General features: G+C 61.2%; 18 protein-coding genes. 11 read left to right on the top strand and 7 right to left on the bottom strand.

Annotated features, from left to right (window positions below; genetic code table 11):
* Positions 1–55: 55 nt before the first annotated feature.
* Both HMPREF3149_RS12510 and HMPREF3149_RS12505 read right to left on the bottom strand, forming a co-directional pair.
* Entirely contained in the window at positions 56–469 is a 414-nt protein-coding gene (locus tag HMPREF3149_RS12510; RefSeq protein WP_042531846.1) for a Fur family transcriptional regulator, read from the bottom strand.
* Between the two features lie 37 nt (positions 470–506).
* Complete coding sequence (locus tag HMPREF3149_RS12505; RefSeq protein WP_042531844.1) at positions 507–806, bottom strand: ArsR/SmtB family transcription factor; 300 nt, start codon at positions 804–806, stop codon at positions 507–509.
* A 187-nt stretch (positions 807–993) separates the two neighbouring features.
* Between HMPREF3149_RS12505 and HMPREF3149_RS12500 the strand changes: the two genes are divergently transcribed.
* From HMPREF3149_RS12500 to HMPREF3149_RS12490, 3 genes are read left to right on the top strand one after another with little or no spacing between them, the layout of a single operon-like run.
* Positions 994–2,373: a glycine--tRNA ligase gene (locus HMPREF3149_RS12500; RefSeq protein WP_042531842.1), complete on the top strand. Its 1,380-nt coding sequence runs from the start codon at positions 994–996 to the stop codon at positions 2,371–2,373.
* Entirely contained in the window at positions 2,373–2,891 is a 519-nt protein-coding gene (locus HMPREF3149_RS12495) for a hypothetical protein (RefSeq protein WP_042531840.1), read from the top strand. The genes HMPREF3149_RS12500 and HMPREF3149_RS12495 overlap by 1 nt, the downstream gene beginning before the upstream one ends.
* Positions 2,892–3,308, top strand: coding sequence for a hypothetical protein (locus tag HMPREF3149_RS12490; RefSeq protein WP_070538562.1), 417 nt, complete (start codon positions 2,892–2,894; stop codon positions 3,306–3,308).
* A gap of 514 nt (positions 3,309–3,822) precedes the next feature.
* On the opposite strand, the gene HMPREF3149_RS12485 is transcribed toward HMPREF3149_RS12490, so the two are convergent.
* Positions 3,823–5,883: a TPM domain-containing protein gene (locus HMPREF3149_RS12485; protein ID WP_070538560.1), complete on the bottom strand. Its 2,061-nt coding sequence runs from the start codon at positions 5,881–5,883 to the stop codon at positions 3,823–3,825.
* A gap of 40 nt (positions 5,884–5,923) precedes the next feature.
* Here HMPREF3149_RS12485 and HMPREF3149_RS12480 point away from each other — a divergent pair, with 40 nt between their 5' ends.
* The gene (locus tag HMPREF3149_RS12480; RefSeq protein WP_070538558.1) at positions 5,924–6,487 is read left to right on the top strand and encodes a YdcF family protein; all 564 of its coding nucleotides are present in this window, start codon (positions 5,924–5,926) and stop codon (positions 6,485–6,487) included.
* Positions 6,488–6,519: 32 nt separating this feature from the next.
* The gene (locus HMPREF3149_RS12475; RefSeq protein ID WP_070538556.1) at positions 6,520–7,794 is read left to right on the top strand and encodes a deoxyguanosinetriphosphate triphosphohydrolase; all 1,275 of its coding nucleotides are present in this window, start codon (positions 6,520–6,522) and stop codon (positions 7,792–7,794) included.
* Positions 7,795–7,800: 6 nt separating this feature from the next.
* Here HMPREF3149_RS12475 and HMPREF3149_RS12470 read toward each other — a convergent pair whose 3' ends face one another.
* On the bottom strand, positions 7,801–8,034 hold the full coding sequence (locus HMPREF3149_RS12470) for a hypothetical protein (protein WP_042531831.1): 234 nt from the start codon (positions 8,032–8,034) through the stop codon (positions 7,801–7,803).
* 29 nt (positions 8,035–8,063) lie between these two features.
* On the bottom strand, positions 8,064–8,579 hold the full coding sequence (locus tag HMPREF3149_RS12465; protein WP_070538554.1) for a guanyl-specific ribonuclease: 516 nt from the start codon (positions 8,577–8,579) through the stop codon (positions 8,064–8,066).
* A gap of 122 nt (positions 8,580–8,701) precedes the next feature.
* Between HMPREF3149_RS12465 and dnaG the strand changes: the two genes are divergently transcribed.
* The gene (dnaG, locus tag HMPREF3149_RS12460; protein ID WP_070538551.1) at positions 8,702–10,630 is read left to right on the top strand and encodes a DNA primase; all 1,929 of its coding nucleotides are present in this window, start codon (positions 8,702–8,704) and stop codon (positions 10,628–10,630) included.
* 52 nt (positions 10,631–10,682) lie between these two features.
* On the opposite strand, the gene HMPREF3149_RS12455 is transcribed toward dnaG, so the two are convergent.
* The gene (locus HMPREF3149_RS12455; RefSeq protein ID WP_070538549.1) at positions 10,683–10,967 is read right to left on the bottom strand and encodes a hypothetical protein; all 285 of its coding nucleotides are present in this window, start codon (positions 10,965–10,967) and stop codon (positions 10,683–10,685) included.
* Between the two features lie 243 nt (positions 10,968–11,210).
* Between HMPREF3149_RS12455 and HMPREF3149_RS13705 the strand changes: the two genes are divergently transcribed.
* The 4 genes from HMPREF3149_RS13705 (at position 11,211) to HMPREF3149_RS12440 (ending at position 14,680) form a co-directional block, all read left to right on the top strand.
* Complete coding sequence (locus HMPREF3149_RS13705; protein WP_156126962.1) at positions 11,211–11,348, top strand: hypothetical protein; 138 nt, start codon at positions 11,211–11,213, stop codon at positions 11,346–11,348.
* Between the two features lie 76 nt (positions 11,349–11,424).
* The gene (locus HMPREF3149_RS12450; RefSeq protein ID WP_070538547.1) at positions 11,425–12,696 is read left to right on the top strand and encodes an acid phosphatase; all 1,272 of its coding nucleotides are present in this window, start codon (positions 11,425–11,427) and stop codon (positions 12,694–12,696) included.
* A gap of 87 nt (positions 12,697–12,783) precedes the next feature.
* Entirely contained in the window at positions 12,784–13,941 is a 1,158-nt protein-coding gene (wecB, locus tag HMPREF3149_RS12445; protein ID WP_070538545.1) for a non-hydrolyzing UDP-N-acetylglucosamine 2-epimerase, read from the top strand.
* A gap of 70 nt (positions 13,942–14,011) precedes the next feature.
* Positions 14,012–14,680, top strand: coding sequence for a DUF1707 SHOCT-like domain-containing protein (locus HMPREF3149_RS12440; protein WP_070538543.1), 669 nt, complete (start codon positions 14,012–14,014; stop codon positions 14,678–14,680).
* 78 nt (positions 14,681–14,758) lie between these two features.
* Here HMPREF3149_RS12440 and HMPREF3149_RS12435 read toward each other — a convergent pair whose 3' ends face one another.
* On the bottom strand, positions 14,759–16,393 hold the full coding sequence (locus HMPREF3149_RS12435; protein WP_070538541.1) for a histidine phosphatase family protein: 1,635 nt from the start codon (positions 16,391–16,393) through the stop codon (positions 14,759–14,761).
* Between the two features lie 340 nt (positions 16,394–16,733).
* Here HMPREF3149_RS12435 and xerC point away from each other — a divergent pair.
* Positions 16,734–17,825 (top strand): site-specific integrase (xerC, locus tag HMPREF3149_RS12430; protein ID WP_141741533.1); only part of this gene is annotated, 1,092 nt, incomplete at its 3' end.

The raw sequence follows: 17,825 nt of genomic DNA, 5'->3' as shown, positions 1-17,825 counted from the left end.
CATAGCGCGCGGTTGTAGGTGGCGTGCCCGTGGGCACGCCCGGCAGCGTTATTTTTTAGGCGCGGCAGTCGGCGCAGATGCCGAAGATTTCGGCATCGTGCCCGGTGAGCTCGAAGCCATGCTCCTTGGCTACCGAGGAGGCCCACTCCTCGATCGGGCCGCCGTCGATTTCCTCGGTACGGCCACACTTGGTGCACACCAGGTGGTGGTGATGGGCATCGGTATCGCAGTGGCGATAGAGAGTTTCGCCGGATGGCATGTGGAGTGCGTCGACTGCATCGATCTCAGACAGAGATTGCAAGGTGCGGTAGACCGTGGTGAGGCCGACCTTTTGGTCGCCTTCAATGAGTGCCTGGTGAATGTCCTTAGCGGATGCGAACTTGTCGAGCTTCCGGAGGACTTCGACCACGGCGGTGCGCTGACGAGTGTTACGCGCACCGAGCTTGGGGATGCTGTCGTGGATGGCCATGGTGTTCAGCTTATCAATACACTTTCACTAAGGGGGTTTAGGTGGTGGCCTGGGCGGCGTCGGCAAGCAGCGGCAGCACCTTCGGGGCCGCCAACGTGTAGCGCACCTCGCGGCCGGAACGCTCGCTGTCTACGATGTTCGCGCGCTTGAGAACGCGCAGGTGCTGGCTAATGAGAGGCTGGGATTTGCCCGTAGCGGAGACGAGTTCGTGGACGTAGTGATCACGCTCAGCGAGACGCTGAATGATATCGATGCGCAGTGGTGAATCTAAAGCGCTGATTACCGTTGCGGCGGCGGTGATATCAAAGGAGAGAGGGGCCAATTGGGTGGTGCTCACGCGGTTCACCTTCAGTCGTATCTATAGAGGTAGAGATAATTAGAGATATAGATACTATAGCCTAGAAATACGCCGATGTGTATAAAATGCACCACACTTTCGGGGTGACGGCGCGTTGCGGGAAGGCGCGCGCTAGACTTGTCCGCATTGCAAAAGACTGTCCCCTACCAGAGGAGTCACATTTACCATGGCATCCGTCATTGATACCGTCGTCAGCCTGTGCAAGCGCCGCGGCTTGGTCTACCAGGCAGGTGAAATTTATGGCGGTTCCCGCTCTGCGTGGGACTACGGCCCGCTTGGCGTTGAACTGAAGGAAAACATCAAGCGCCAGTGGTGGCGCCACATGGTGCAGTCGCGCGACGACGTCGTGGGTGTTGACACCTCCGTGATTCAGCCCCGTCAGGTGTGGGTGTCCTCCGGCCACGTCGAGGTCTTTACCGATCCGCTCGTTGAATCCCGCCACACTGGTAAGCGCTACCGCGCTGATCACCTCATTGAGGCCTACGAGGAGAAGCACGGTCACGAGCCGGAGAACGGCCTGGCGGACATTAATGACCCGGAGACCGGCCAGCCCGGTGACTGGACCGAGCCGAAAGCCTTCTCCGGACTGCTCAAGACCTTCCTCGGCCCGGTTGATGACGAGCAGGGCCTGCACTACCTGCGCCCGGAGACCGCCCAGGGCATCTTCGTCAACTTCAAGAATGTCATGACATCTGCGCGTGTGAAGCCGCCGTTCGGGATCGCGAACATCGGTAAGTCCTTCCGCAACGAGATCACCCCCGGTAACTTCATCTTCCGTACGCGTGAGTTCGAGCAGATGGAGATGGAGTTCTTCGTCAAGCCGGGCGAGGACGAAGAGTGGCACCAGTACTGGATCGATGACCGCTACAACTGGTACATCGACCTCGGTATCAAGGAAGAGAACCTGCGCCTCTACGAGCACCCGCAGGAGAAGCTTTCCCACTACTCCAAGCGCACCGTGGACGTGGAGTACGCCTACAACTTCAAGGGCTCTAAGTGGGGCGAGCTGGAAGGCGTGGCCAACCGAACCGACTATGACCTGTCTGTGCATGCGAAGGGCTCCGGCGAGGACCTGTCCTACTTTGACCAGGAGTCCGGCGAGCGCTGGACCCCGTACGTCATCGAGCCGGCCGCTGGTCTTGGCCGCGCCATGATGGCCTTCCTCATCGATGCCTACGACGAGGAAGAAGCCCCGAACGCTAAGGGCGGTACCGATAAGCGCGTGGTCCTGCGCCTTGACCGCCGCCTCGCCCCGGTCAAGGTGGCTGTGCTGCCGCTGTCCAAGAAGGAAGAGCTGTCCACCCCGGCCCGTGAACTCGCTAACAAGCTGCGCGCGAACTGGAACGTGGAGTTCGACACCTCCGGTGCCATCGGCCGCCGCTACCGCCGCCAGGACGAGATTGGTACGCCGTTCTGCGTGACCTATGACTTCGACACCCTCGAGGACAACGCGGTCACCGTCCGTGAGCGTGACTCCATGGAGCAGGAGCGCGTCAAGCTCGATGAGCTTGAGGCATACCTGGCCACCCGCCTGATCGGCTGCTAATGCACTACACCAGCTGGGATCGCAGCGACAGCAAGAACTCGGTCCTCCTCGTGGAGGAGGGGCCGGGGTCGCTGGGTATGTTCCAGGAGCGCTCGGCCGACGTGGAAGGTGATCACTGGCGTCTCGACGTCACTGATTTGGGTGCTTCCATCACGCTGACTGACGACCGCGTCTACCGCCTCGCCGGCAACCCCAAACGCGATAAGCGCTTGGAGGCCTCGCTGGATGGTCGCACCTTTGCCTTCATCAACGAGGCTGGCGGTGACTGGATCGTGGAGGACAGCTCGGGCGTCAAGGTTGCCCAGTTCTCCTCCAAGAACTCGGGAGTGCGCAAGGCCATCCTCGAGTTCGAAGGAGAGCACAGTGATGACTCCGGTGACCTCGATGATTGGGAAATCGCTGGTCTGAGCTGGTTCACGCGGGTCATCCTTGAAGCGCGCACGCAGCGCACCGCCATCCCGATCATCGTGACGTTGCTGCTGCTGTCCCTCGTCGCCGTCGTCACGGTGTTGATGTAAATGCAGCGCTGGATGTGGCGCGATGGCGTGCTGGTCAACGCCGCGGACGAGGTCATTGCCCGCGTGAATCCGACGGGCCTGCTGCTGCCCGGATCGGGCACCACGATCGCATTCGAGCATGTCCCAGGAGCCCGCCGTTTTAGCGTGCGTGGCCCTGTCTTTTCGGCTGAGCAGGCCAGCTTCACGGTGAATAAGCTGCGCGCAGTCTGCGAAGGACGTGAATATCTGCTCGAGCGCACGAACCCTTTCCGGCGCGAGCGTCGCATCCTCGACGCGTCCGGCATCGAAGTCGCCCGTACCTCTCCCCGCGGTCGCGACCTTGAGGTTGCCGTGGGCGAGCTGCCCCTGCCGGACGCCGCCTTTACCAGCTACTGCTGCCTGCTTATCGACGGCCCCACCCGCCCCCTGCGCACCTAGCTCACCTCCGCTATCGAACGGACCTGGTCGTTTGGTCCCTCTACCCTGGTCCCTTATTAGTGCACAGGGACCATGTGTTGGCTGATTTCGCGCGATAAGTGGTCCCTTTACGGTGCCAAGGGACCAAACTACAGGGACCAAACTGAAGGGACCTTCCGCAGTCCACCGTCCTATCGGTAGGGGGTGCCACCTGGCATCGGTAAGGGGTTTACCACCCCGCATCGGTAGGGGGTGCGGATTTCCTGTGCGGTTGTCGTACACGGGGGGTCGAGTCAGAAGGCATTAGTCATAAGGTTTCTTTGCCCCCAAACAAACCATCTACAGGCCTCCATTTGGTTTGTTTGACCCCAAGTAAACCTTCTGAGCTAAACCATGTGAGTAGAGCCGTATGACTCGAACCATGTGCATGAAGGAAAGGCTCAGCCGACCGTTGAGGCGGCATAAGGCGTTTTCAGCTGTGAAAACGCCGCCGAGCAGATGCCTTGCGTGAGACGCCAGCGAAGGCCGGGGGCGGCTAGAAGGAGCCGCCGCGGAAGCCACCGCCACCGCCGCCGCTGAATCCTCCGCCTCCGAAGCCGCCACCGCCAAAGCCGCCGCCGAAGCCACCGCCGTGGCCGTGGGAGCCGCCGCCAAGGACCTGTCCCAAAACCATGCCGGTGAGGATGTTGCCCGCGGCGTCGCTGGCTTGGCGGCGCTGCTGCTGGCGGCGGTAGGCATCCAGATCGCTCTTGGCGCGGTTGAGCGAGGTCTGGGCAGCTGCGGCAGCATCGCGGGAGAATGTGAGGGCCGCGCGCAGGTCCGTGGAGGCGGCGCTCTGGGCTTGGGCGTGGAGGCGGGTGGCATCAGCCAGAGCCACGCGCGCTTCAGAACCGATGACGCGCCCGCGGGAGGAGAGCAGGTCCTCAGCTGCCTGGATGGAGGATTCCGCGGAAGCCATCTGCTGGCGGTAAAGGGAGAGCTGGCGCTCACGAGTGGAATTGGTCTCGCGGACGGTGTCGAGTTGCTCGTCGAGTTTGGTATCGATTGCCGTCAGGGCGGTGTACTGGCCCAGCGGGTCAGCCTGACCGTTGCTGCGAGCCTGGTCTACGGCGGCTCGCGCCGTGGAGAGCAAGTCCTCCAGCGCGGACCAATCGGCAGGCGAGCCCTGGGCCTTGCCCTGTTGTTCCAGCTGATGGGCTTCGGTGATTTCTCCCTCGACTTCCTCGATGAGAGCCGGCAGGTTGGCCTTGGCCGAGGAAATGGAGTTCTCGGCATTTTCCACGCCGGTGAGCAGGCGGTCGGAGACCTCGAGCGCATGCTCGGCATCGCGGATAATACCCACGAGAGGGCCCTGCTGGCCGGCCGGCTTGGACTGAAGTTCGCGGCCGCGGTCGAGGAGCTTCTCGGCCTCGGTGAGGGAGACCTCCGCCATCTCTGGGTTATCCGCGATGGAGGACAGCGCCTCCTCGGAGTAGGACCCACTGAGGGAGGACAACAGGGTGCGGGATTGCGGCAGACGGCCGCGCAGGTCCACCGTGCGGCGGGTAAGTTCATCCAGCTTGGAGCCGGCATTGATGAGCAGGTCACGCATGTGCGCGAAGTCCGCTGCCTGCTCGTCCAGTGCATCGTCGGCCTGACCACAGGAGGAAATGATCTGCACCAGCATCTGGCGGCGCTCGGCAGTGGACTTAGGGAGATTGTCGTTGAGCTGCTGCTGCAGCTGGAAGGCCTTCTGCAAGGTCAGCGTGGAGTGATTCATGGCCTTCGTGAAGGGGCGGGTGCGCTCCGGGCCGAACTCGGCCACAGCGATGTCGAGCTCTTCCTTGCCGCGGCGAATGGACTCGTCAGTGGAGACCAGCTCTTCCTGCGCCAGCTGGGAGAGCGTCGCCATATCCAGCCGGTCCAGCTGTGAGGTATTACCCGGCTCAATCTGGCGAGCGGACTCCAGAGAGGCCGCGGAGTCCTTCTTGGTCTTGCGCCGGCTTGCCGCCGCGATGCCGCCACCGGCCAGCACCAGGGCACCTGCGCCGCCAGCCAACCAGAGGCCGCCGGAGCCATCCGAGGAACCCGCGGAATCAGCAGACCCCGAAGAGCCGGAGCCGGAGGAGCCGGAGGAACCTGCGGAACCGGTTGCGGCAGCGTCGACAAGCGCGAGGGCAGAGGGGCCGTACTGGTGACCGTCGACAAGCTTCGCGTATGCCGCGTCATACATGACATCGAGGCGCCCGCGGGGCCAGTCATTACCGGTCTGCACGCCGACGGTGGAATCATCCACACCCACCACATAGGCCGCGGAGTTCGGGCCCTTGGCCTTCACAATGCCGTTGGCGTAGCTCTCCGCGCCCTCCGGCAGGGAGGAGGCAAAGACCACGAAAATCACCACGTGGTGCTCCTGTTGCAGAGCCACAATCTTGTCCTCCAACTCGGACTTCTCCGAGCTGGAGAGCACCCCGGCCTCATCCGTCACTTTGTCCTTGAGGGCGGACGCCTCGGGGGCGGCGACAATTAATTCCGCGGCCACAGCAGGGCCGGCAGTGGCGCAACCCAGCACGAGGGCGGCGAGGGCGGCGCGGCCGATACGAGCAGCAATAGTCATGCGCACCACGATACCTTCCCGACGCTAAGCTAGTAAGGCAGTGAAGTACGTCATTGTTTTAGGAGCCGCGCAATACGACGGCCGCCCCTCCCGCATCCTCGCCGGCCGCGTGCGCTACGCCGCCGAGCACGCCGCCGCACACAACCTGCCCATCGTCACCGTTGGTGGGAACTTACCCGGCGATAGGTTCACCGAGGCCGGCGTGGCCAAGCGCCTGCTGGAGAATACAGCCCTCGACGTCACCGCCGTGGAGGAAGGCCTGGATACCCGCAGCTCGCTGGCCGCTGTGCGTGAGAAGCTGGGCGTCACCGAGGCCGTCATCATCACCGATCCGCTCCACCGCCTGCGCACCTTCCTCATCGCCCGCCAAGAGGGGATACGCGCCACGGTTCTGGGAACGCCCTACTATCCATCCCCGCGGTTCTCCATTCCGTGGTGGCGCTACCTCGCGCACGAGACCGGCGGGCTGATCTACCTCGGGCTGCGCACCGCAGTAGGGGAGAAGCGCTCGGCCGGATTGCGCACGGCCTTCTACCGCATCGAGCGCATCATCCGCCCCAACCAGGCACTGCGCCACAGCGTTATTGACGCGAGGCAGCCCTAGCAGGGCGACGACACCGCCTAAACTAAACCCCTGTGAGCTACAACTATTCCGCCGATGACGTTGCCCGCCTCGCCACCGAGACCCCAAAGGGATCGGCCTACCGCGAGACCGAAGAGCATCGCGGCGCTTTCTCCCGGGACCGCGCCCGCGTTCTACACTCCGCGGCCCTGCGCCGCTTGGCGGATAAAACACAGGTCGTCGGCCCCCGCGATGGTGATACCCCGCGCACCCGCCTGACCCACTCTTTGGAGGTCAGCCAAATCGCGCGCAGCATCGGCGCCGGCCTCGGCCTCGATCCTGACCTGTGTGACATGGCTGGGCTTACCCATGACATCGGCCACCCGCCCTACGGTCACAACGGCGAAAACGCCCTCAATGAGGTCGCCCTCGGCGGCTTCGAAGGCAATGCCCAGACTCTGCGCATCCTCACCAAATTGGAACCCAAGGTAGTACTCGATACCCCGGCGGGCCCGCACAGCTATGGCCTCAACCTCACCCGCGCCGCGCTCGACGCCGCCTGCAAGTATCCCTGGACCAAGACCAACCCGGATGGCACCACCAACCGCAAATATGGCGCCTATGACGAGGACGTCGACGTGCTCGAGTGGCTCCGCCAAGGCCACTCGGACCAGCGCAAGTCCATGGAAGCCCAAGTTATGGACTGGTCCGATGACATCGCCTACTCGGTCCATGACGTGGAAGACGGCATCATTTCGCGCCGCATTTCGCTCAGCGTTCTCTGGGACCTTGTCGAGCTTGCGCACCTTGCGGACAAGGGCGCGAAGGCTTTCGGCGGCACCGCCGACGAGCTGCTGGAAGCCGCGGACCGGCTGCGCCAGCTGGATGTCATCAACGTAATCGGCAATTTTGGCTACACCCTCACCGACTACGCAAATCTGAAAAAGATGACCTCGGAACTGGTTGGCCGCTACGTCGGCGCCACCGTGTCCGCCACGCAGGAAGCCAATAATGGCCCGCTCGGACGTATGAACGGTGACCTTCATGTCCCGCCGGGTGCCGTCGCCGAGGTGACCCTGCTCAAGACCATTGCCGTTCTCTACGTCATGGATGAGCCCGCCCACCTGGCGCGCCAGGATCGCCAGCGCGAGCGCATCTTCCGCGTCTATGACTACCTCGTGGCCGGAGCCCCCGGTTCCCTCGATGCCACCTTCGCCCTGTGGTGGCGCCAGGCCGAGACCGATCTCGAGCGTGATCGCGCCGTCATTGACCAGATTGCCTCCATGACGGAATCCCGCCTGGAGCGCTTAGCCCAGCGCAGTGCCGAGCTGTTCGGTTTTCTGAGCTAAAAGCCCCTAGCGCACCAGCGCCACGCCCTGGTCCTCCAGCACCAGAGAAATCCGCGACAACTCCTCCTGCTCCAGCTCCATGTCCGCGGCGATGATCGCCTGGATGCGCTGCTCGCGCAGGAAATCCGCCAAGTCATCGAGGTTGCGCGGCGCTCCGGCTGCGTTGTCGCGCAGACGGCCAAGCGCCCCAAAGAAGTCCTCGCGGGTGCGGATGGTTTCGGTGATGAGAATGCGGTCCATGTTCTCACAAATCCTTCAACTCTTCAGGCCTACTCAGCGTCCGGAATCGTACAGAAGCTCTCATAGTGGTCATCGGTGTAGTACCAGACATCCGGGTCGGTTTCGCTGCCGCCACCAGTGACAATGCGCTTGGCACCGCGGTGGCCAAGCCCTGGTGTTTCCACGGTGTATTCGCGGTAATAATCGCGTCCCTGCTGCGGCAGCACGCCCTCGTAATTGCCAAAGCGGGCGTTGTCATTGTCCGGATAGTCATAGGGCCCGCCGGCCAGGATGTCCTGCGCGGTCTCCTCGGCCTGCTCGGGCAGGGTGTCCATGGCGCAGGTGGGCAGGTCACCATCGTCGGAGCTGTGCTTGTCGACGTCCCCCCGATCCCCCGACCCTGCCTTTCCCGAGGTCTCTGGCGCCTCAGAGGGCGGGCCGGATTGTGCACCACCGTCGCTACCTCCATTACCAAGGTCGATGCCGAAGTAGCCTGCCACGAGTACAAGCAGTGCACCGCCGATGAGAGCCGGAAGTGATTTTTTGGAGGGAGAGGACTGAGCCATGACCACCATCATTGCAGGTGTAGGGCCGAAAATGAAATCCCGTCCGCGCGTACTGTTTGGCGCGAGTGGCTAGTCCTCAAGGTCTATGGCTCCGTGTCCCGCGCGCGGGGTAGTCTGTACCCATGGCACGAGGCAGAATTCCGGACAGCGACATTCAAGCTATCCGTGAACGCGCGCCTATTGAAGAAATTGTGGGCGAATACGTCCAACTCAAGCCCGCCGGCTATGACTCCCTCAAGGGCTTAAGTCCCTTCAAGGATGAGAAGACCCCGTCCTTCCACGTGCGCCCGCAGCGCGGCTACTATCACTGCTTCTCCACCGGCAAGGGCGGAGATGTCTACAGCTTCCTCATGGAAATGGAGCAGGTCTCCTTCCCCGAGGCCGTGGAGGCGGTAGCCCAGAAGATTGGCTACCACATCAATTACCAGGGTGGATCCACCGGAGCGCGCGATGAAAAGCCGGGCACCCGCCAGCGCCTCATCGCCGCCAACAAGGCCGCCCACGAGTTCTATCGCCAGCAGCTGGAGACCCCGCAGGCAGCCGCCGGCCGCGAGTTCCTCCTGGACCGTGGCTTCTCCAAAGAGATTATTTATGACTTCGAGTGCGGCTATGCGCCCGAGGGTTGGGACACCGCCACCAAGCACCTGCTGCGCATGGGCTTTTCCTTTGAGGAGCTGGAGGCCGCCGGCATTTCTAAGATGGGCAAGCGCGGTCCCATCGACCGTTTCCACCGGCGCCTGCTATGGCCCATCAAGGATCTTTCCGGCAATGTCATCGGCTTTGGCGCCCGCAAGCTTTTCGACGATGACAAGCTGGGCAAGTACATGAACACCCCCGAAACCATGCTCTACCGCAAGTCCAAGGTGCTCTTCGGCCTCGACCTGGCCAAGCGCAACATCGCGGAGCAGCACCAGGCCGTGGTGGTGGAGGGCTACACGGACGTCATGGCCATGTATGCCGCCGGCGTCAAGACCGCCGTGGCCTCGTGTGGCACCGCCTTCGGTGGCGATCACCTGCAAGTCCTGCGCCGCCTCATGCTCGATGATTCTTATTTCCATGGCGAGCTCATCTACACCTTCGACGGTGATGAGGCCGGTCAGAAGGCCGCCATGCGCGCTTTTGAGGGCGAGCAGAAGTTCACGGGCCAGTCCTTTGTCTCCGTGGCCCCGGATGGCATGGACCCCTGCGATCTGCGCCTCGAGCGCGGCGATGCCGCTGTGCGTGACCTCGTGGCGGACCGCATCCCCATGTTTGAGTTCGTCATCCGCTCGGTCATTTCTGACTTCAGTATCGACTCCGCCGAAGGCCGCCTCCAAGCCCTGCGCCGCGCAGTGCCGGTCGTGGCCCAGATTCGTGATGCCCCCTTGCAGCGAGAATACGCCCGCCGCCTCGCCGGCTGGGTAGGTTGGCCGGACCCGGAGGAAGTCCTCCACCAAGTCCGCCAGGAGGCTCGCAAGCCCAAGAAACAGGAGCGCCCGCGCTTTGCCAGCTTGGAGGAAACGTCTTCAGCGCCCGCGCAGGCTAACACCCCCGTCATGCACATCCCCGGTCCGCGCGAGCCGCACCTGTGGCCCCAACGCGAGGCCCTCAAGCTGGCCCTGCAATACCCGCAGATTGCCGGCAGCTACTTCGATGGCATTACGGAGGACGCCTACTCCAACGAGGCCTACCGCACCGTACGCCAAGCCATCTCCACCCTCGGTGGCGTGACCGCAGGTGCCTCCATGCCCGGCGTGGAGTGGCTGGCCGCCGTGGCAGGGGAGATGCTAGACCTCACCGCCCGCAACTTCGTTTCTGAGCTCGCCGTCGAGCCCATCAAGCTGGGGGAGACCGGCAACCCCGACACGGACCTTGAGGCTTACGCCGATTCGGTTCTCTCGCGCCTCCAGGAGGCCCGCGTGGGCGACCAAGTAGCCCAACTCAAAGCCCAACTCGGCCGCATGCGCCCCTCCGATGACGAAGAGGCCTATAACTCGCTCTTCGCGGACCTCGTCGCCCTCGAGCAAGCCCGCCGCGAGCTCAATGACCGCGCTTTCCGCGGCGTGCGTTAGGTAGCACTACGTGCTCATCCGTCCGCCCTCGCGCACGCGATAAGCGTGCGCGTTAATCCTCGTCCGGCTCGTAAATGCGGTCCGCTTGTACCCCATCTGTGGCGCCCTTGGTGCCGCGCTTGCCGCGGTTTCCCTTGTTGTAATCCTTGAGCTCGCGCATGCGCGGATCCGGGTCTAGACGGTTGGCCACGGCCTTGCGGGCGGACTTCACCGCAGACTTGGTCACGGGGGAGTTCACGGCCTTTTCGTAGGCGCCCTTAATTTGGTGGTAACGCTTGCGCCCTGCCTTGGTTCCAAAGACGTATCCGGCGGCGGCACCCACAACAAATTGGATCATTGGAAACTAGTCATCCCCTTCTTCAGCCGGCCTTAAGGGCCGACGATGGCGTTCACAACAGCATTCACAGTACGTGGTTCACGGTATACGTGCGGGCGGTGCCGCACGCACGTTCCATGCACGTACACGATTGACACACAGCCTACCTGCCTGACGGCGCAGGGGGTAGGGATCAATGGGGACTGGGGAATAGATGTGGCCGAAGGACTTCACATGCGGCCTGCGTCACGTTAGGTTAAAAGTGTGGAGACTTCGAAGAGAACGTATGCGGCATCCGCAGCCGTGGCTATGGCTGCGCTACTGACCGCCAGCCTGGGCCCTGTTGAGACCCGCGCGGCCTCCTCTGAGGAAACTCGAGAGGTCAGTGCCGCCGAGGACTAACCCCTGCCGTTCGTGAGCCACCGGCGTTAACCTCCCCGTCATTCCGTGGACATCTGCGTGGTGTAAGAACATCCTTATGCCTACACACTCCCGCGCGTTGGCGGCCCCACTTGCCGCCCTGCTGCTGGCCACGTCTGCTCAGCCCGCCGCCCAGGCAGCCGACCTGCCTTTCACCGTCCCCGCACTGATGGATCCGATGACGGGCTCGAGCACCGGTGAGAAACCTGCGCTCCACCACGGCGCCCCCACGCCCCGCCCCTTTACCCCGGACTACCTCGTGGGATTTCCCTCCGATGTCTCGTCCTATCAGTACGGCGTGTACTGGGAGGTGGTGCGGCTTTACGACGACGTGAAGGCCAACCCCGCCGTCATGGCCGCGGACCTGGACAAGGCGGTGGCTATCAATAACGCCGCGGCCCACGACGCTACCCTCATCGCCCGTGCGCAACGCGACGCCGTCGCTGATACCGACGGCGTCATGGTCGCCGTGTCGGAGGCCATGGGCCCCGAACTCGGCCGTGCCTTCCGCGACGCCCTGGCAGAGCACCGCCTTCCTAAAACCGAATACCTCTTGGGCAACGGCTACTTAGCGCGCGCGGGTGGATTGGCTAGTTCCACGTTTGCGGAGAAGTACTACTTCAAGGCCCAGCGCCCCTTTCAGCAGGCCCCGGATCGCATCATCCGCTACAACGACGGTGTGCGGAACTACTACCTGGATTCCCCGGCCTTCCCCTCCGGGCACACCAACCAGGCTGTGTGGGTTACCACGCTGCTGGCCACCATGCTCCCGGAGGTTGGCCCACAGCTGGCCCTGCGCGGCGCTGAGGCCGGCAACCACCGTGTGGTCATGGGCGTGCATTCACCCCTCGATGTCATCGGCGGCCGCATGACCGGCTTGGCCGCTGCCGCCGACCGCCTCAACGATCCCCGCATGCGCGATGCCCTCCACCAGGCCGAGGCTGAAATCCGCGCTGAGATCCAGTGGCGCACCGGCAAGGACATCGCCACCCTTGTGGCGGAGCAGAACGCTGCCGGCACCAGCTACTCCACGACTCAGCACGCCGCCGAGCGCTACGCCAACTTCGCCGATTACGGCCTGCCCACCGTCTATCACCCGGATGCCCCCATGATCGTGCCCAAGGCCGCACCCGTCCTCCTCGAGGCCGCCCACCCCAACCTCAACTACGAACAGCGCGCCGAGGTCCTCCGCCAGACTGCCGCGAAGCCTGGCACCCCACTGGACTGGCAGGGCAGCTCCGGCTCGTGGCAGCGCATTAACCTGGTGAAGGCGTTGGCTGCGCAGGTGCGTGTTCACCCCGATGGGTCAATAAGCGTAGTCTCGCCATAGCTGCGCTTAGCCACGCATGCTTCCTTTTCCTATTCCCCCATATGGAAGAATTGGTGTGTCTCCATTTCTTTTACACCAAGGAGAACGATGTCTCGTCCTAAAATCATGACTATTTATGGCACCCGCCCCGAGGCGATCAAGGTTGCCCCCATCATCACTGCCTTGGACAGGGACGAGCGCTTCGAATCCATCGCTGTCTCCACCGGTCAACACCGTGAGATGCTCGAGCAGGTCAACACCATGTTCGGCATCGAACCGAAACTAGATCTCCATCTGATGGTTCCCGGTCAGGGCCTGAACCAGATCGTGTCCCGTGCTCTAGTGGGCTTGGATGAAATCATCGATGCCGAGAAACCAGATGTGATCATTGCCCAAGGTGATACTTCGACGGCAATGGCTGCGGCTCTTGCAGGTTTCCACCGCGGCGTGAAAATCGTGCACCTCGAAGCAGGTCTGCGCACCGGCGATATCGATTCACCATTCCCCGAAGAGGCGAACCGGAAGATTATCAGCCAGGTGGCGAAACTACACCTCGCACCCACGGAAGGGTCGATGGAGAATCTGCGCCGCGAAAACGTTCGCTCCAAGGATATTGCGGTCACGGGCAACACTGTTATCGACGCACTCCTCGAAGCTGCGAGCTGGAACACCGAGTTTGAAGACCCAGCACTCCAGGAAGCCACAGCATCCGACAAGCGCCTTGTCGTCGTTACCACCCATCGCCGTGAGAACCTTGAAGCGATGAAGGAAATCGGTGGCGCAGTCAAGGATTTGGCTGAGGCCTACCCAGACATCAACTTTGCGCTCCCACTGCACCTTAACCCCAAGGTCCGCGACGCCGTGTTGCCAGAGGTTGAGGCTTTAGCCAACGTCATCATCACGGATCCGCTGCCGTATGACCAGTTCACTAAGCTGCAAGATCGTGCGACCATCATCCTCACGGACTCGGGCGGCGTTCAGGAAGAAGCCCCGGCACTGGGCAAGCCGGTTCTGGTCATGCGCCAGAACACTGAGCGCCCCGAGGCCGTTGTCGCCGGCACCGTGAAGCTCGTAGGCACCAACCGCAGCCTCATCGTTGCGGAGGCGAAGCTGCTGCTCGACGATGCCGCGGCCTACGACGCCATGGCCAATGCCGTCAACCCCTACGGTGACGGCAAGGGTGCAGCGCGTGCTGTGGCAGCCATTGCTGAGCTTCTTGGAGTAGGCGAGCGCCTGCCCGATTTCGCACCAGAGCTCGAGGGCTAATCCGCCGCAGGTGCGGGTTCACACTTCGTTCTCCCGCACTCCATAGCGTGACCCGATATAAAATAGAGGTATGGAATCACGCGACATCAAGTGCACAAACTCCCAGCGCATCACCGCCTCGCAAGTGTTGGCGGATGCCATGTCGGTGGGCCAACTCAGCGTCACCGAGTTCGAGGAACGCTCACAGCAGTGTTCCGATGCGACAACGCGTGGTGAGCTGGTCGACCTCGTTTCTGACGTGCTCGAGGACCCCGAGCAAGTTCTTTTCGGGAGCCACGAGCTTGCGGAGCAGCGCCCCCACGAGCTCAGCGGCGTGAACTCGAACAAAGAGATAGCGCCTATTGTTGAACGCGTCTTGGCTCAAGTCGAACCAGGCGTGCACGGCGCCCAGGCCCTTTCAGTCGGAATCTTTGGTGGTACCACGGTCCGTGGCACGCCCATAGCGTCTCACCACACCACGGTCGGCATGTTCGGCGGCACAGACATTGACCTGCGCGGTGCAGCACTCCAAGAGCATGTCACGACTATTAAGGCGGTCGGCATTTGCGGAGGCGTCGATGTCTGGGTTCCTGAAGGCTTCCGCGTCCGCGTGAGCGGTGTCGGACTATTCGGCGGCCACGACATCAAGATCGAGGACGGCGCCGTTGACCCCGCAGACCTCCCTGCCAGCGCCCCAGAAATTGTCGTGAACTGCTTCAGCCTCTTTGGTGGGGTAGATGTGCACGTGGTGAAGCGCTAGCAACAAAATACAAGCCAGTCCCATCAACTCGTAAGGATCAATGGGACTGGCTAATTCCGCAGCATCTAACTCCGCGGTTTAAAAGGGCAAGTGGATTCCATACTTGTTGAGGATGCTCTTAATCTGCTCTGCGTTAGCAGCAGCGGCACTAACAGCGATTGCTAGTGCGCCGATGACCGCAGCGACAACGCCCCACACCTCGGTCTTGGAAGACAAAGCACCAGACGGTGACGGCTCCGGGTTGTCATGATTCTTATCTCCCTTGAGACGGGCCTTGGAGTGATCCGACGTTGAGCCAAGTGGCAGACACTCGGAAAGCTCATCGATGGTGTAGAACGTCGACTCCTCAGCAATGGGCTCACAACCGTCGTGGAAGGCGATTTCCTTCTCGTTGTACAGCATGCGCACGAGCGTCTCTCCGTGCTCGTTCTGGAAAGCATCCCACTGAATATTGGCACCCATCGGTGCTACTTTGTCACCACGCCAGTCGGAGTTCTCCCACGAATAAAGTTCATCAGCGGGGATACCCTTCTCAGAGTCAGGGAGTTTCAGCAAAGCTGCCAGAGGGATAATGGTTTCCGCATGGCCAAAGCGATACTCAGCAGCGATGTCACCGCCTTCGGCGCGATCCTTGACGCCTTGAATCATCTCCTTGAGCAGCGGCTCGTAGTTGTCGTAGGCGACCGTTTGGCCCTCGATTGCAGGTCCCTTCTGGTAGTAATCCTCTACGTCGAGGAGATATGCAAAGGTCGGGCCGCTGGCGTCATCCATGTACTGGTCAAAGATCCAACCTTCTGCCGGCGTATTCTCCTCATGGGCAAGAGCGGGGGCGATGATGTACAGGTTGTAGAACTGCAGGGCAGCGTCCACAATGCCCTCAACGGTCTTGTCTTCCTTCTTACGGCCGACGAAGCTAATGGAGCCGTCCTCGAGGCCCGCGATGAAGTCCTCGGTGAAAATCTTGTCTAGCAGGCTGCGCGCAGCAGTCTGTGATGCTGGCTTGGCATAAGCTTCCTGTACCTTGCTGTCGAGCGTCTCGGAGTCTTTCCATTCCGAGTACTTCTCATAGGAAGGGGCATTCTTATCCTTGTGCGCGTACATGAGGTCGGGCCGCGTCTCAATGGTGACGTGGCCATCCTCCATGCCATCGACAAGATTGTCTGACAACTGTGGATTTGCCGAAAGCCAGGACTTACCAAAGTTCCAGCCGGAGTCATTTGCGCGGTCTTCACCGGATGAAATGTACTTGACCTTAAGGTCGTCATTCTCGATGCGGTCCATCAATGCGGAGTTGCGCTGAGCATTGCGTTGCCCGATGCCCTGCAGTTCCTCACGGCCTACGACAGTGAGGTTGCCGTAGCCCGCTTCCTGGCCGGTGCCTCCCGCAAGCTCCTTGTTCACGGTGATCATGGCTTCAACCTGTGGGATGAGCTTTTCACCTAGTTCGGTGAGCTGGCCGTGCTCTTTAGCGTATTCCAACATCTGCTGTGCTAGGTCGTCGTATTTGAAGCTAGACAGGCCTCGGGAGCCATGGCGGTTCACAGTCGACGTGTAAATCTGATGGAAGCCGGCGGGTGCCTCAGCGTAGGCAGAACCCTGCGGCTGGTAGTGCTGCTTCGTGGAGTAGTAAGTCGTAGCTTCAGCAGCCAAAGCTGGAACCGGGGAAATAGCACAAGCAACAGCAGTGGCCATTGCGAGAGCACGAATGCGCATGAGAAAAATCCTTCGAGAGGTAGCGAACGGCGAGACAGGTACACCGTAGTACCGGAACCTTTCGTCGACGTGTCGGAAAGGTTAAGTGTGGGTTTAGGCCTAAGCCGGATACACGGGAAATCTGAAAACGAGGAAACCCCACCAGCCAACGAATGTAAGCTAGTGGGGTGTTTTATCTGCTCCTCCAACTGGGCTCGAACCAGTTTGTATATACTGGTTAACGAGCGTTTACGCTGGTAAACGCCTTAAGTTACGACACAAATAGCCAGAAACTGACGGATTGTAACAACATGTGGCCACCGGGTGGCCACGCGATCTGTCACTAGGAGGTAGACTCGCTATGCCAAACAAGAAGTCTCGATCCTTTGGAACGATTCGAGAACTCAAAAACGGTAGGTTCCAAGCGCGCTATAACGCGCCCTACTCCTCACGCTCTAATCGCGTGAGGATCTCAGCTCCCCAAAGCTTTCCTACGAGAGCTGCAGCCGATAGATGGCTTGCTAGCGAACAAGTGCTTATTGCCGACGGTAAGTGGACACATCCCAAAGAGCGTTTGGGTATCAAGCCCACAAAGAAGCTACCAACCTTGTATGACTATGCTCACACATGGATCTTTCAGCGCACGCGATCTGATGGCCAGCACTTAAAGATGCGCACTCGCGTGGAATACGAGCGCTATATCACCACCGGCAGGCTTGCCTGCTTTAAAGATGTCAGACTCAATGAGTTTACGTCGGCACAGATTCGCCAGTGGCATGCCGAATCCAGCAGGCAAGCTGCTACCCAAACAGCGCGAGTGTATGACTTTTTAAAGTCCGTGTTCAAAACCGCTGTTGAGGACGGTCTTGTTGAATCCAACCCGTGTAATGTTTCGGGCGGCTCAAAAGCTTCTAGTAAGCGTGAAATCGTCTTTCCAACCGACAAAGAAGTCGACGACATTATTGAACTCATCATCCCGCGCTATCGCGATATTGTGCGCATTGCGGCTAGTGGTGGCTTGCGTTACGGGGAAATCATTGCCCTTGAGCGCGAAGACATTGAGATTCTCTACGAGCTTGATGACACCGGTCAGCCTACTGACACCGTAGATGGCGTTATTATCCGCGTGACCAAAGAATGGACGCACTCATCAGCAGAAGGCTGGGTAAAAAGCCCGCCAAAAAGTGCTGCTGGTATTCGTGAGGTGTACATCTTTGGCAAAGATGCGCCCTTTATCGCTGCTAAAGCACTGGGCACCCCAGCAGGCAAGCGCTTGTGGTCGTCGCCGACGAAGCCGCACAATCCGCTTTCCTACCACACGCTTCGCCCGCATTGGGTCAAAGCGCGCAAGGCTATTGGCCAGCCAAGCCTGCGCTTTCACGACTTAAGACACTACGCAGGCACGCGCTATGCCCAAGAAAGCGGTGTTGCGACCGGCTATTTGGTAGCAGTG

The sequence above is a fragment of the Corynebacterium sp. HMSC05E07 genome, from assembly GCF_001807225.1.
Lineage (GTDB): Bacteria > Actinomycetota > Actinomycetes > Mycobacteriales > Mycobacteriaceae > Corynebacterium > Corynebacterium singulare.
This window is presented reverse-complemented; position numbering and strand designations above follow the sequence as displayed.